Here is a 13128-nt window from a genome sequence, read left to right as displayed (position 1 = left end):
CTTCCGTTTCCCGCGAAGACCTCACCGGTCGGGATACGCGTTCTCGAACGGCTGTGGCGGCAACAGCAGGTCGTCGAGTTCTGGCATGTGCTTGACGTTGTAGACGACCTTCAACTCGTCCGTGATGGGCATGCCGTTGCAGGAGAGCCGAAACCCTCGCTCCATCAACTCCTCGGGGAGGACGTGGCTGGCCGGCATCGACAGTTCGCCGTCGAGGAGCAGAACCGCGCAGTTGGCGCAGGCTCCGCCGCGGCACGCGAACGGCCACGCGAAACCGCGGTCCTCGGCGGCTTCGAGCAGCGACTCGCCGGGGTGGACTTCGAACGCCCCGTAGTCCACCTCGTCCAAGTCCGCGGCGGCCGCCTTCCCGAAGAGGTCGTCGTCCCCCGGTTCCCACCCGAAGTCGCTCAGCACGTCGTAGTTGAGATACTCGACCTCAGAGTACGCGCGTTCGGGTTCCGGCTCCGGATTGCTCCGGCCGTCTGCCGCCCCGAAGTCCGACGTCTCGACGTCCGCTCCCGCCGCGGTCCCGTTCGCCTCGGCCGCGCTTCCGTTTGCCTCGTAGCCCGCCTGAATCCGCTCGTAGGCCCGCCGGACCGCCTGGAACTCCTCGACCGACCCGCCTTGGTCCGGGTGGGCCTCCTTCACCCGTCGCCTGTACGCCTGCTCTATCTCCTCGTCGTCGGCGTCGTCGTCGACGAGTAACACGTCGAACGGGGACTCCATCACGTTTGCCTAGCGAAATCCGAAGTATAAACCTTGGCTCGGTGCAGAGCCGTGTAATCGGGACCCACGTCAGACTCTGTCACTGCTCGAAGCGGACGGGCCCGAGATTACGTGGGGTGCGGCCGCCGTCCGAAATCTCCTCCGAATCGTGGACGCGCTCCCATCTTCTACCCCGTCGGCATCGTCACGTCGGTCGTGAGCGACGACAACCAGCGCCTCGGGGCCTCGCCGGCAGCACGGTCGTCGTCCACACGTAGCTCCGAACCGGTCCGGGGCCAGCGTCGGCGATGAACTACAAGGGCGCAGAGCCCGATGGCTACGTATGGAGTTACCTAAGAACGTCGGCGACCGCAGCCGACTCGGCCGTGCGGTACTCGCCCTCGCACTGACCGTCGTCGCGATTAGTTCGCTTCGAAAAGGAAAGCGGTTGAGCGGAACGCTCGCCGGTATCGGCGCACTCGCGCTCGGATACGACGCCACCGCGGGGTCCGGCGAGTTGACGGGGACGTTCGGCGAGAGCGAGGCGGACGCGACGCTCCGCTGTGCGGTCTGTGGCGAACCCATCCGTCCGGGACAGCGTCGGACGCCGAACGAGAACGGTGAGACCGTCCACGAGGCCTGTCTGGAACCGGCCCGGTAACGATGAATTCGCTCTAAAAGAGCCCTGAGCGACGCGACCTATCGGTCCTTCTTCCTTCTACTCGGGGATTTAGTTTGTAGATCGTCAGCCGCCTTGGGATTTATCTGGGGACAGTCTGGAAGTTTTAGAGCTTTCAGAACCACGGATATTGGCGTATCAAAGTCTGCAGGTGCCGTGTACAAGGGATGAGTAATTGCACAGCTCAGGGCGGGTTTCAAAAGATAATCGCCGGAAAGCGTTGCTATCTGGCGAACGAGGAACGAGTAAATTTCGGATGCCGCCTCCCGGATTTGAACCGGGGACAGCTCGATCTTCAGTCGAGTGCTCTCCCAGTCTGAGCTAAGGCGGCGCACTCGGTACGAGGCACATGAAAGAGAAAAGCGTTTCGAAACACCACGAGGGCAGCGGGACAAACTCTTTGTCCCTCGGCATCGAATCGCACGAACGACATGGGCGACCCCGCCTGCTACCTCGACTTCTGCCCCGAGTGCGACGCACAGGTCACTATCGCCGACGACGAGTGCCCGGACTGCGGGACCGCGCTCGAAGAGCGCTAAGCGACCTTCCGGCGCTCGGCGAAGCGCGTCGTGCCGCTCTCGGAGCGGACCACGGTGACGATGGTCACGTAGCCGTCGTTGGCGCTGATCTGCATCCCGCCGGCGAAGCCCACGTCTACGCGCTCGGTGGAGACGTGCGACTCGCCGGGTTCGAGGATGCCGACCGACTCGTTGCCCGACCACAGCACCTCGCCGTCGGCGAGCATCGCAGTCGTGACACGGACGTTCTCGCGCGTCTCGCCGCCGGAGTTGGTCAGTCGCGCCGTCACGTCCCGGCAGGTGCTTCCACACTTCTCGATGTTCTCGATGGTGAACGCGTACTCGGAACTCGTCATGCTCGTCGTCGCTGTCTCGCCATTTGTGTCGCCCGATTCACCCGCGGTGTCGGCCACAGGTGTCGTCGTACTCGCTGTCGCGTCGGTCGCCGTCGCGTCGCCCGCGCCGGTGTCGGGCTCGCCGCCGAGGTCGGTCCCCCCGGCGAACAGGACCCCGGCACCGAGGACGCCGACCAGCGCGACCACTGCGACCAGCGCGCGCCGACTCACCGGACCACCCCGTCGCGGGGACCAACCCGAAGGCTGGCGTGCCAGTACATCGGCGTGGGCTTACGAGTAGGGTGATATAGGTTTGATGGCTCGTAGGCGATTCGACAATAGCGCGAGACGCAGTCCGTCGGGGTCGTCGTCACTCTTCGCAGGCGCGGCCGACTCGAGGAAGCTATACCGTTCGCTTCTCTCGTCGGAGACATGGAGGACGTGTTCCGCATCGGCGAGGAGTACCGGGACAAGGGAAACCCGAACGTCCCCGACGACGAGTTCCTGCGCCCGATTCGCGGGTCGCTCGACGCCGGCATCGAGAACACGGGCGGGATTCGAGACTTGAGTTCCGACGTGACCGACCACCCGGCCGCGACTCGACGTGGTTGCGGCGTTCGGTGGGCTGACGCTCCTGTTCGCGGGGTCGTACGTGGGCGTCGGCGTCGCCGTCTCCGCCGTGAGCGACAGTCGAAGCCGAGCGATGACGAACACGGTCGTGATGTACTTCGTGTTCACGCTCTTCTGGTCGCGAATATCGCCCATCACCGTCCCCCAGGTCATCGCCGGTGCGGCGGACCTGCTACTCGGGGTCCAGTTCTCCGGCGGACTCTGGCAGGTCTTCACCACGCTGAGCCCCACCGAGGCGTACTTTCGGTCGCTCCGACTCATCCCCGGCGGCGCGTTCGAGACGAGCGGGTCGGTCAGCGGCGTCACCGTGGTCGTCGTACTGCTCGCGTGGATGGTCGTCCCGCCCGCACTCGGCTACCTCTCGTTCGCCCGCGCCGACATCGACTGATTCCGTAGTTCGTCGGGGAGCGTTGACAGTCTTCGGCCCTTCCACTCGCTGACGGTCTTCGGCCCTCCGACAGCCTGACCTCTTCGGCCCTCCGAACGTGTTCCGTTTTCCGGCGCGCCCGGTTCCGAGCGCCCCTTTGACCGTCGCAAGAACGGGGTCGCTACACCGCCTCTTCTTCGTCCAGTTCGTCGCAGACCTCGAAGACGACGTCGGGGTCCATGTCGAGGTCGTACTCGTGGTACGACCCGCCTTTCCGGCCCTCGTTCTCCTCGCGGCGGAGCAGGAACCCGAGCATGTAGAGGTCGCTGAGGTGGTTCTGGATGCTCTTCAGGGTCGTCAGCGGCTCCTCGGCGCGCTTGGCGGCCACGCGGCGGTACATCTTCATTATCTCCTTCGAGCGGGCGGGCGTCTCGCCGACGTGGTCGAGTCGGGCGACCGCTTCGAGGACGAGGCGGGCGTGGAGCGACTGGTCCTCGATTTTGTCCTGTAGGCGGCCGCGCTTGACGGCCTCGCGGGCGAGTCCGATGTGGTCGTCCTCGACCATCGGTTCGTCGTTCTGCTCGGCGATTTCCGCACCCTTTCGGAGGAGGTCGATGGCCTGCCGGGCGCTCCCCGTGTCGCGTCCCGCGACCGCGGCGGCCTTGGCGATGGCGCTGTCGGAGTAGCTGTCGTCCGAGAGCGCCTTCTCCGCGCGGTCGTGGAGAATCGCGCGGAGTTCGTTGGCGTCGTACGTGCTGAACGAGATTTCCTCCTCCTTCAGCGCGTCTTGGACCTTCGCCGAGAGGCGCTGTCTGAAGGTGTAGTTGTTGCTGATGCCGATGACGCCGATTCTCGCCTCGGCGATGTAGTCGTTCGCGCGGGCCCGAGGGAGTTCGTAGAGCAGTTCGTTGGCGTCCTGCAGGTGGTCGATTTCGTCCAAGACCACCAAGTGGGTCCCGCCGAGGCGGTCGAGTTGGCTGTAGAACTCCTCGAGCGCGTCCGCCGTCGAGAGCCCCTTCTTCGGGAACGACGCGCTCCCGGACGGGAGGAGTCCGTTCACGAGCGTCCGGACGGCACTGAACATCGTGTCGCCGTTGCAGTTGTGGCGGTGGACGTAGAGGTCGTCGGCCGCCTCGCGCTGGTCGGTCTCGGTCTGGAGTTCCTCCAGCACGTAGCGCGTGACCGCGGTCTTCCCCACGCCGGCCTTCCCGTAGAGCATGACGTTCGACGGGTTCCTGCCGAACAGGACGTCCTTGAACGCGGCCTTGTACTCGTCTATCTCCTCCTCGCGTTCGAGGATTTCGTCCGGCTGATACTCCTCTTCGAGGACTTCCTTGTCGAGGAAGATGGTGTCCGTGACGTCGCTGAACAGCCCGCCCATTGTTCTCGGTCGAACCTCCGAGAGAAAATATATAAAGCCACCGTTCTCCTGTTTCGTTTGTTTCTCGCTCTTTAAGTCCGTGAGGGAGAGTACGTTTCGTGAGAAATACGGGAGAGAAAGGACGGGAGAGCGCCCGAGTTCGGGTTTGCCGCTACACGAAGATATAAACTATCAGTTTTGGTCGAGTCCTCAGGAGTACCCGAATCGGACAGATAGTTCCGCACGCGAGAACAGACGAAACGTACTCTCCGTCTGTTCTGGACTCGTTCCTGTCTTCCGTCTGCCCCGTGGACATCGCTCCCTTCAGCATTTGGCTCACGTGTTCCGCCGACACCTCTCGGCGTTCATCGACAGTTCAGCATTCGCCGGTCCCCCAATAAAGCAGACGAAATCCACTCACGCCCCGGCGTCCCCGCGGCCGACCCCGCTTGCGAGAACAGACGAAACGTACTCTCACTCTGTGGCTCGATTACCTCCGAATCACGTCCTCCGAGACACTCTCCAACTACTCTCGGACCACTTCCCTCGACACTCCCAGAGATTCTCCAATCGCTCCCCCGGACGCTCCTCTGACACGTGAACGAGTACCAAGAACAGACGAAACGTACTCTCCGACCGCCGAACGAGTCGGCGCGGGGAGACCCGGAACAGACGAAATCTACTCTCACTCCCCCGTTCCGACGAACCCGGGAGACACGCTCGGCAGCGATAACAGACGAAAGCCACTCTCCCGTCCGATTCGTTCGAGAATCTGACCACGGGCGACTCCGACTGCTGGCAATTTCGACGTGGGAACCGTACTCGGGGAACGTTTATCCGAGTCGGATGACACGAGAGCGTATGAATCGCAGACAGGTCCTCGCTACCCTCGGAAGCGCGTGCCTCGCCGGCTGTGCTTCCAGTCTCCCCTCCCTCCGCCCCTCGAAGACCGACTCGTCTCCGACCGAACCCCTCTCCGGCGAAGACGCCGAAGCGTGGGCGCAGTTCGGGCGGACCGCCGCCCACACCGGCCGGAACGCCGGCGTCAGCATCGACGCCCCGCAGGTGCGCTGGCAGGCGACGCTCCCCGCCGGCGTGACGGCTCCCGCCGTCGTCGGCGAGACGGTGTTCGTCGGCGGCGGTATCTTCGACGAGCACAACGAGGAGTACGCCGCCGGGGGCGTGTACGCGTTCGACCGCCAGACGGGCGACCGACGGTGGAAGACGAGACTGCCCGCGCTCGGCGGCGGGTTCGCCGGTTGCCCGCCGACGGTACACCGCGGTTCGATTTACGTCGGAGACGCCGGGAGACACCACTTCCACGCGCTCGACGCTCGGACCGGGGAGAAGCGGTGGCACCTCGACCTCGACGGGTCGGTGAACGAGGCAGTCGCGGCGGCGGGCGACCGGGTCTGTTTCGTCCAACAGGAGGCCGTCGTCGCCGCCGACCTGCGGGGCGAGGAGCGCTGGCGCTACTCGAAGGACGGCCACGTCTTCCTCGCGGAACCGGCCGTCGCCGACGGAACCGCGTACGTCGGGTCCGTCTACGACGAGGGGGACCGACCCGAAAGCGAGGACGACGCGTCGTCGCTGCTCGCGGCAATCGACGTCGGAACGGGCGACGAACTGTGGGCCGACCGGCAGGGCGAGAACTTCCACAGTCTCGCGGTGGACGGCGACACCCTGTTCGCCTGCGATACGCGCGCTGTCTACGCCGTCGAGGCCGCGACGGGGACCCAGCAGTGGCGACACGCGATGGAGGACTTCGGGCTCGGCGAACTCGCCGTGAGCGACGAGACGGTGTTCGTCGCCGACGGACGGAAACTCCGCGCGCTCTCGTGGGCGGACGGGAGCGAACGGTGGCAGTTCGAAATCGAAGACGGGTATCTGCGAACGACGCCGGTCGTCGTCGACGGTGCGGTCGTGGTGACGACCGAACACCCGCAGCGACCGTCGACAGACGCGACGACCTACGCGCTCGACTCGGCGACAGGCGACCCCCGCTGGACGCACCGGTTGCCGGGTAACGTGGGGCTCCCCGCGGCGGCCGTGGGCGACGCACTCTACCTCCCGGTGTATGGGAGCAGCGGGGAGACGGGGGCGACGCTGACCGTCTTGGAGTCCAGCGAGTGACCGATTCTCGACTCGTCGAGTCGTCCGGCGGAACCGAGTGCGAAATGGAGAACGAGAAAAACCGATTCCGCGTTCGTTTCGAGTGGGTCCGGGCGGATTCGAACCAGAGAAAGACTCGCTCCGCTCGACTTTCAGGGCTCGAATCGCCCTTCTGTGATAGATTCGACTGCTCACTTCGTTCGCAGCTAGAATCGATGGGTCCGGGCGGATTCGAACCACCGGCCTCAGCCTTGTAAAGGCCGCGTCATAACCAACTAGACCACGGACCCCGGTATCGGAAGCAACTCGCTCGCCGGAAATAACTGTTACCTTCTCGGTCGGCTTTCGTAACCACTACCAAGCCGCCCGACTACCTCCGAGTATGGACGAACGAGTCGAGGCGCTCGCCGAGCGAGACGGCTGGCAGGCCGAGGGGTTCGCGGCCCGTGTCCACTATCAAGGCGGGAGCGACTACTACAGCATCGAGTTCTACGCACCGAGCGAGTGCGTCCTCTACTGGAAGGTGAAGGGCGACGGCGAGACGGCGGTGCCGGTCGGTCGCAGTACCGTCCCCGACCCCCTGCGAGAGCGCATCCGGCAGGACTTGGCCGAGGCGGGCGTGGACCCCGAAGTCGAGTCCCAGTCGCTGTAGGACGTTAGCCATCCGCTCCGTCTCCCTCCGCTCTGTCCACCTCCGCTCCGGAAACCCCGTCTTCGCCACTCGTTCACACACTATCGATATTCCTAAGTTCAGCCTCTGCATCACTTCGAAGTCCGATGAAGAAGTTCTGCGCAACGACGCCGGTGTTTCGATTCGAAGGAAAGTTTTTCAACGCGCGAACCTTTTCCCGATGATAATGAGTCTCACAGACGAAGAAGACGACCCGTTCGAGGAACAACGGGAGCAGGCCGAGAATCCGATGAAACGGCTGTTCCTCGAATACGGGTCCGACAACGCGTTCGCGTTCGTCACGGGCGTCGTGGCGAGCATCTTCGCGCGGGTGCTGAACCTGCTCCCGCCGGTAATCCTCGGCGTCGCCATCGACTCGTTGTTCGGCGAACAGTCGAACCAGATACCGTACGCGGACGCGCTGGCGGGTCAGTTGCCGTTCGTATCGAGCGGGTTGATAGCATCTATCACGCCACCGGGACGGACCGGCCAGTTCTGGTTCTCGGTCGGCGTCGTCGCGGCCGCGTTCGGCGTCGGCGCGGCGTTCCACTGGGCGCGAAACTGGGGCTGGAACTCCTTCGCCCAGAACATCCAGCACAACATCCGGACCGACACGTACGACAAGATGCAGCGGCTGAACATGGACTTCTTCGCCGACAAGCAGACCGGCGAGATGATGTCTATCCTGTCGAACGACGTGAACCGACTCGAACGGTTCCTCAACGACGGAATGAACTCGGCGTTCCGACTCGGCGTGATGGTACTCGCCATCGCGGCCTTCCTCTTCGCTATCAACTGGCAACTGGCACTCGTGGCGATGGTGCCGGTGCCGCTCATTGCTATCTTCACCTACAAGTTCATCCAGATTATTCAGCCGAAGTACGCCGACGTTCGGTCGGCGGTCGGCAACGTCAACTCCCGACTGGAGAACAACCTCGGCGGGATTCAGGTCATCAAGACGAGCAACACCGAGAGCTACGAGTCCGACCGGGTAGAGGACGTGTCGAACGACTACTTCGACTCGAACTGGGGCGCCATCGTCACCCGTATCAAGTTCTTCCCCTCGCTCCAGATTCTCTCCGGACTCGGATTCGCACTCACCTTCATCGTCGGCGGTCTCTGGGTGTTCAACGGCGAGGGGCCGTGGTTCTTCACCGGAACGCTCAGACCCGGCGAGTTCGTCACGTTCATCCTGTTCACCCAGCGGTTCATCTGGCCGATGGCGCAGTTCGGCTCCATCATTAATATGTACCAACGCGCGTACGCGTCGAGTTCCCGAATCTTCGGGCTGATGGACGAACCGAGTCGGATTCGGGAGGAACCCGACGCCGACGACCTCGTCGTCGAGGACGGCGAAGTCGTCTACGAGGACGTGACCTTCGGCTACGACGACGACGAGACCATCGTCGACGACGTGAGTTTCGACGTGGCGGGCGGCGACACGCTCGCGCTCGTCGGGCCGACCGGCGCGGGCAAGTCCACGGTCCTGAAACTCCTGCTCCGGATGTACGACGTGGACGAGGGCGCCATCCGCATCGACGGCACCGACCTCCGGGACGTGAGTCTACCGAGTCTCCGGCAGGCCATCGGCTACGTCAGCCAGGACACGTTCATGTTCTACGGCACGGTCAAGGAGAACATCGCCTACGGCACCTTCGACGTGGACGACGAGGACATCGTGGAGGCCGCGAAGGCCGCCGAGGCCCACGAGTTCATCCAGAACCTGCCCGAGGGCTACGACACCGAGGTCGGCGAGCGCGGCGTGAAACTCTCGGGCGGCCAGCGCCAGCGCATCTCCATCGCCCGCGCGGTCCTGAAAGACCCCGAAATCCTCGTGCTGGACGAGGCGACCAGCGACGTGGACACCGAGACCGAGATGCTCATCCAGCGGAGTCTGGACGACCTCACCGAGGACCGGACCACGTTCGCCATCGCTCACCGACTCTCGACCATCAAGGACGCCGACAAAATCGTCGTCCTCGAAGACGGCAAAATCGTGGAGCGCGGGAGCCACGCGGAACTCCTCGACGAGGACGGACTCTACGCCCACCTCTGGGGCGTGCAGGCCGGAGAGATAGACGAACTCCCCGAGGAGTTCATCGAGCGCGCGGCCCGCCGGACCGCCAGCGTCGAGACCGACGCCGACGACTGATTCGGACGAGTCCGACTCGACGGCCGCCGCGACCGACCATGGTCGCGCTATTTTCGCCGGTATTTCCCGCTGCTCGTCTTTCCACGGCGGTTTCCCCGGCGTCTATCGACGCCGGTATTTCCCGCCGCTCTTGTCACGCTGGAAGTCGCGTTGACGGTCTTGCTGGCGGTCGAACTGCCGCTCGTACTCGCGCCGGGTCTGCTCGCGTTCCGGTTCTCGACCGCTACGCTCGCGTCCCCAACTCCGGTCCCAGAGACCGCCGTACTTGGGCACCCCGCCCTCGTCGGTTTCGGTGTCGCCCTCGGCGCGGTCGGGTGCAGTGCGCTCGTCGCCCGCCGCCGGTCGCTCCGAGGGCTCCCGAAGCGGTTGCGTTCGCTTCGGCGGCGTCTCGCCCGGAGGACGAGTCGGCGTCTCGGACTCCCGGTTCGACCCGGCTTGACCGCGATTCGGTCGTTCGGCGGACGAGTCGGCCTGCGGTCGAGCGTCTTTCCCCGGTTGCCCACCGCCTCGCGCTGGCGCTCGTCCGCTCGGCGGTCGAGCGCCGTATCGACGGTCTCCGGGCGCGTCCTTCCCCTGCGAACCGTACCGACGGTTCTCCGGCGGTCGGGCGTCGTCGGTCCCCGTTCGCTCGGAGTTCCGGGCGCTCGGCTCCCGTCCCCCGTTGGCGTAGGTGTCGTCGGTCCCGGTCGGGTCTGGCGCGCCCGGTCGGTCCTCCGGTCCGGCGCGATTCTCGTCCGGTCCCGCGTGATTCTCGTTCGACCTCGTGCGGTCCTCGTCCGGTCCGACGCGATTCTCGCGGTGGTCCTCGTCGGTGTCGCCGTCGTCGGTTGCCATGAGTCGTGCGAGAGTTGACCGATTCGGCGAATAAACGGGGCCGACCGTTCACATCGTTCGCGGCGCGCACCGTCGGATTCAACGGCACGTTACGGAGAAGACGAGGCGACTACGGGCCCGAACGCGCTCGAATCGGGAACGGCGGCGTCCTCACGCGGTGCCGACCGGAACGCCGTGGTGGTCGGTCCCGAGGAACTCGACGCCGTAGTCGCTCAACCACGCGAGTATCGCCCGGACCGCGTCGGGGTCGGCCACGCGGTACGGGGCCTCGGTACCGGGGTCGTCGCCGACCTTGACGCCGAGGCCGCGGTCGCCGAGCAGGCTGAACGCCGCCTCGTCGGTGGTGTCGTCGCCGACGTAGACGGGGAGCCACTCCTCGTCGTCGGGGACGAGTTGGTCGTAGAGTTCCCGGACCGCCTCGCCCTTGTCCCACTCGACCGCGGGCCGGAGTTCCAGCACGTCCTTGCCGGTGGTCAGGCGCACGTCGTCGCGGGTGGCCACGAGCGACTCGACCGCGTTCTCGACCACGGGGACCTCCTCGTCGTCCACGAGTCGGTGGTGAACCGTCGCGGTCACGCCCTTGTTCTCGACGATGACGCCGTCTATCTCGGCGAGTTCGTCGGTCAGCAACTCGCAGAGGCTGGCGATGTCCTCCTCGGCGTCGCGGGCGGTCGGGTGGACCTCGTACTCTCCGGCGTGGATTTCGAGGCCGTGGTTCCCGGCGTAGGAGATGTCGGGCAGGCCGACTCGCTCGCGCACGTCGGCGAGTTCCCGGCCGCTGACGACCGCGACTTCGACGTTCGGATGGTCGGCCAGCGCCGCGACCGCCTCGCGGGTCCGGTCGGGAATCGCGGCCTCCTCGGGGCGGTGTTCGATGGCGGCCAAGGTGCCGTCGAAGTCGAGCGCCACCAGCAGACCGTCGTGGTCCACCAGTTCCTCGACCACGACGTAGAGGTTCTCGCGGAGCAGAGCGGGAATCTCGTGGGCCGGGTCGGTGGCGTCCGGGGTGGTTTCGGCGTCGGTGCTGGCGTCGGAGTCGTCGTCACCGGCGTCGTCGTCCGGTTCCGATTCGGTAGGGTGAACCATGATGTGTCGGTGGTCGTCGGTCGCCAGTCCGGTCTGGCGTCAGTCGTCGGTCGGTCGCGGTCCGGTCGTCCGGACCGAGCGACGGCCGCGCTCGATGGCGGCCGCCGTCTCGAAGGTCGATTCCAGCCAGTCGTACACGTCTTCGGCGTGGACCGCGCGCTGGAGGTCGGCGGTACGCTGGCGGCGCTCGGCCCGCGACAGCGAGAGCGCCTCGCCGATGGCGTCGGCGAAACCGGCGGTGTCGTAGGGGTGGACGAGGACGGACTCCTCGCCCAACTGCTCGGTCGCGCCCGCGAGTTCGCTCAGCACGAGGACGCCGGGGTCGCGGGTCTGGGCCGCGGCGAACTCCTTGGCGACGAGGTTCATCCCGTCCCGGACCGGCGTCACGAGGCCGAGGTCGGCCTCGCGGTAGAGCGCCGCGATACCCGCCTCGGGCAGGTGGTCGGTCGTGTAGACGACCGGCGTCCACTCGTCGGTGCCGAAGCGGTCGTTGATGCGCTCGACGGCGTCGGCCACCCGGTCCTGTAGCGCGTCGTAGGCCGCGATGCCCGACCTGCTCTCGGTCCCCTTCTGGACGTACGTGAGGTCGCCGCGCCACTCGGGGTTCTCCTCCCAGAAGCGTTCGAGCGCCGCGAGGCGCTCGGGAATGCCCTTGGTGTAGTCGAGACGCTCGACGCCGACAGCGACGGTCTCGCTCGGGTCGATGCCGCGTGCTTCGCGGAACTGCGCCCACCACTCGTCGGCGGCATCGCTCTCGGCGAGGTCGGCCTGCCGGGCGGCGTCGATGCCCAGCGGGAACGACCGGACGAAGGTGCGGTGGCCCCGGTAAGAGACGCTCCCGCTCGACCGGTCCACGCGGGCGTCGGTCCCGGCGTCCGCGCAGTCGAGGAAGTTCCGGCAGTACTCCTCGGTGTGAAAGCCCACGAGGTCGTTGGCGAGCAGACCGTCGAGCAGGGCCTCGTACTGGGGACACGCCCGGAACACGTCCCACGACGGCCACGGGATGTGCCAGAAGTGCGCGAGGAAGGCGTCCGGACGCGCCTCGCGGACCGTCCGCGGGGCCAGCGAGAGGTGGTAGTCCTGAAACCAGACCACGGGGTCGCCGTCCGCGCCGTCGGTCGAGTCCAGAATCGCGTCGGCGAAGTCGGCGTTGGTCTCGCGGTACTCCCGCCAGAACTCCTCGCGCGGAGTCATCTTCGCGATATCGAGGTGACACACCGGCCAGAGGACCCGATTGCTGTAACCCCGGTAGTAGCCCTCGACCTGCTCGTCGGTCAACCAGACGCGCCTGAGGTCGTAGGAAGGGTCCTCGGGCGGCACCGCCACGGCGTCGTCCGGCCCGACGACCTCCCGGTCGGCGTCGCCGTCGCCCCACGCGACCCACGTGCCTTCGGCGGCCTGCATCACGGGGTCGAGCGCGGCGGTGAGGCCGCCCGCCGGTCGGTCAACGGTGAGTTCCCCGTCCTCGCGGGCGTGACTGTACGGTTCGCGGTTCGATGCCACGACGAGCTCGCGGTCGTCGCAGAGTCGGGCGACTGTCTCGGCGGCCGATTCGGCCGTCGCCCCTGTCGTGTTCGAGTTCATCCTGAGCGTATCTCTCCCGTCTCCCGGCGGACCGGCCGTCGTCCGACGGCCCGACCGTCCGCCCTCGGTGAGTCTTCTGTGAGACGATTGCCGATA

General features: G+C 65.9%; 12 protein-coding genes and 2 tRNA genes. 6 read left to right on the top strand and 8 right to left on the bottom strand.

Annotation, left to right across the window (positions count from 1 at the left end; genetic code table 11):
* Positions 1-21: 21 nt before the first annotated feature.
* On the bottom strand, positions 22-726 hold the full coding sequence (gene fer / locus M0R89_RS08890; protein ID WP_248652190.1) for a ferredoxin Fer: 705 nt from the start codon (positions 724-726) through the stop codon (positions 22-24).
* A 322-nt stretch (positions 727-1048) separates the two neighbouring features.
* On the opposite strand from fer, the gene M0R89_RS08885 reads away from it, so the two are divergent.
* Positions 1049-1366 carry a DUF2892 domain-containing protein gene (locus tag M0R89_RS08885; RefSeq protein WP_248652189.1) on the top strand — a complete coding sequence of 106 codons (318 nt, stop codon included), beginning with the start codon at positions 1049-1051 and terminating at the stop codon, positions 1364-1366.
* 275 nt (positions 1367-1641) lie between these two features.
* On the opposite strand, the gene M0R89_RS08880 is transcribed toward M0R89_RS08885, so the two are convergent.
* A tRNA-Phe gene (locus M0R89_RS08880) sits at positions 1642-1715 on the bottom strand.
* A gap of 100 nt (positions 1716-1815) precedes the next feature.
* Here M0R89_RS08880 and M0R89_RS23385 point away from each other — a divergent pair.
* Positions 1816-1923, top strand: coding sequence for a zinc ribbon domain-containing protein (locus M0R89_RS23385; protein WP_303657514.1), 108 nt, complete (start codon positions 1816-1818; stop codon positions 1921-1923).
* Here M0R89_RS23385 and M0R89_RS08875 read toward each other — a convergent pair.
* Entirely contained in the window at positions 1920-2468 is a 549-nt protein-coding gene (locus M0R89_RS08875) for a hypothetical protein (protein ID WP_248652188.1), read from the bottom strand. The two genes, M0R89_RS23385 and M0R89_RS08875, sit on opposite strands and share 4 nt — an antisense overlap.
* 373 nt (positions 2469-2841) lie before the next feature.
* Here M0R89_RS08875 and M0R89_RS08870 point away from each other — a divergent pair, with 373 nt between their 5' ends.
* Entirely contained in the window at positions 2842-3255 is a 414-nt protein-coding gene (locus M0R89_RS08870) for an ABC transporter permease subunit (RefSeq protein WP_248652187.1), read from the top strand.
* A 160-nt stretch (positions 3256-3415) separates the two neighbouring features.
* Here M0R89_RS08870 and M0R89_RS08865 read toward each other — a convergent pair whose 3' ends face one another.
* Entirely contained in the window at positions 3416-4615 is a 1200-nt protein-coding gene (locus tag M0R89_RS08865) for a Cdc6/Cdc18 family protein (RefSeq protein WP_248652186.1), read from the bottom strand.
* Between the two features lie 840 nt (positions 4616-5455).
* Between M0R89_RS08865 and M0R89_RS08860 the strand changes: the two genes are divergently transcribed.
* Complete coding sequence (locus M0R89_RS08860; protein WP_248652185.1) at positions 5456-6727, top strand: outer membrane protein assembly factor BamB family protein; 1272 nt, start codon at positions 5456-5458, stop codon at positions 6725-6727.
* Positions 6728-6922: 195 nt separating this feature from the next.
* Here M0R89_RS08860 and M0R89_RS08855 read toward each other — a convergent pair.
* A tRNA-Val gene (locus tag M0R89_RS08855) sits at positions 6923-6996 on the bottom strand.
* Between the two features lie 92 nt (positions 6997-7088).
* Between M0R89_RS08855 and M0R89_RS08850 the strand changes: the two genes are divergently transcribed.
* Together M0R89_RS08850 and M0R89_RS08845 are read left to right on the top strand one after the other, a co-directional pair.
* Positions 7089-7358: a DUF7538 family protein gene (locus M0R89_RS08850; RefSeq protein ID WP_248652184.1), complete on the top strand. Its 270-nt coding sequence runs from the start codon at positions 7089-7091 to the stop codon at positions 7356-7358.
* Positions 7359-7563: 205 nt separating this feature from the next.
* Positions 7564-9528 (top strand): ABC transporter ATP-binding protein, encoded by a 1965-nt coding sequence (locus tag M0R89_RS08845; RefSeq protein WP_248652183.1) that lies wholly within the window; start codon positions 7564-7566, stop codon positions 9526-9528.
* 102 nt (positions 9529-9630) lie between these two features.
* Here the strand turns inward: M0R89_RS08845 and M0R89_RS08840 are convergent, their stop codons facing one another.
* The 3 genes from M0R89_RS08840 to M0R89_RS08830 all read right to left on the bottom strand — a co-directional run bounded on the left by M0R89_RS08840 (position 9631) and on the right by M0R89_RS08830 (position 13032).
* A complete protein-coding gene (locus M0R89_RS08840) occupies positions 9631-10362 on the bottom strand; it encodes a hypothetical protein (protein ID WP_248652182.1) in 732 nt (243 codons plus the stop codon).
* Positions 10363-10512: 150 nt separating this feature from the next.
* On the bottom strand, positions 10513-11448 hold the full coding sequence (otsB, locus tag M0R89_RS08835) for a trehalose-phosphatase (RefSeq protein ID WP_248652181.1): 936 nt from the start codon (positions 11446-11448) through the stop codon (positions 10513-10515).
* Between the two features lie 39 nt (positions 11449-11487).
* Complete coding sequence (locus M0R89_RS08830) at positions 11488-13032, bottom strand: alpha,alpha-trehalose-phosphate synthase (UDP-forming) (RefSeq protein ID WP_248652180.1); 1545 nt, start codon at positions 13030-13032, stop codon at positions 11488-11490.
* Positions 13033-13128: the final 96 nt, after the last annotated feature.

Source organism: Halorussus limi (assembly GCF_023238205.1).
Classification (GTDB): domain Archaea; phylum Halobacteriota; class Halobacteria; order Halobacteriales; family Haladaptataceae; genus Halorussus; species Halorussus limi.
This window is presented reverse-complemented; position numbering and strand designations above follow the sequence as displayed.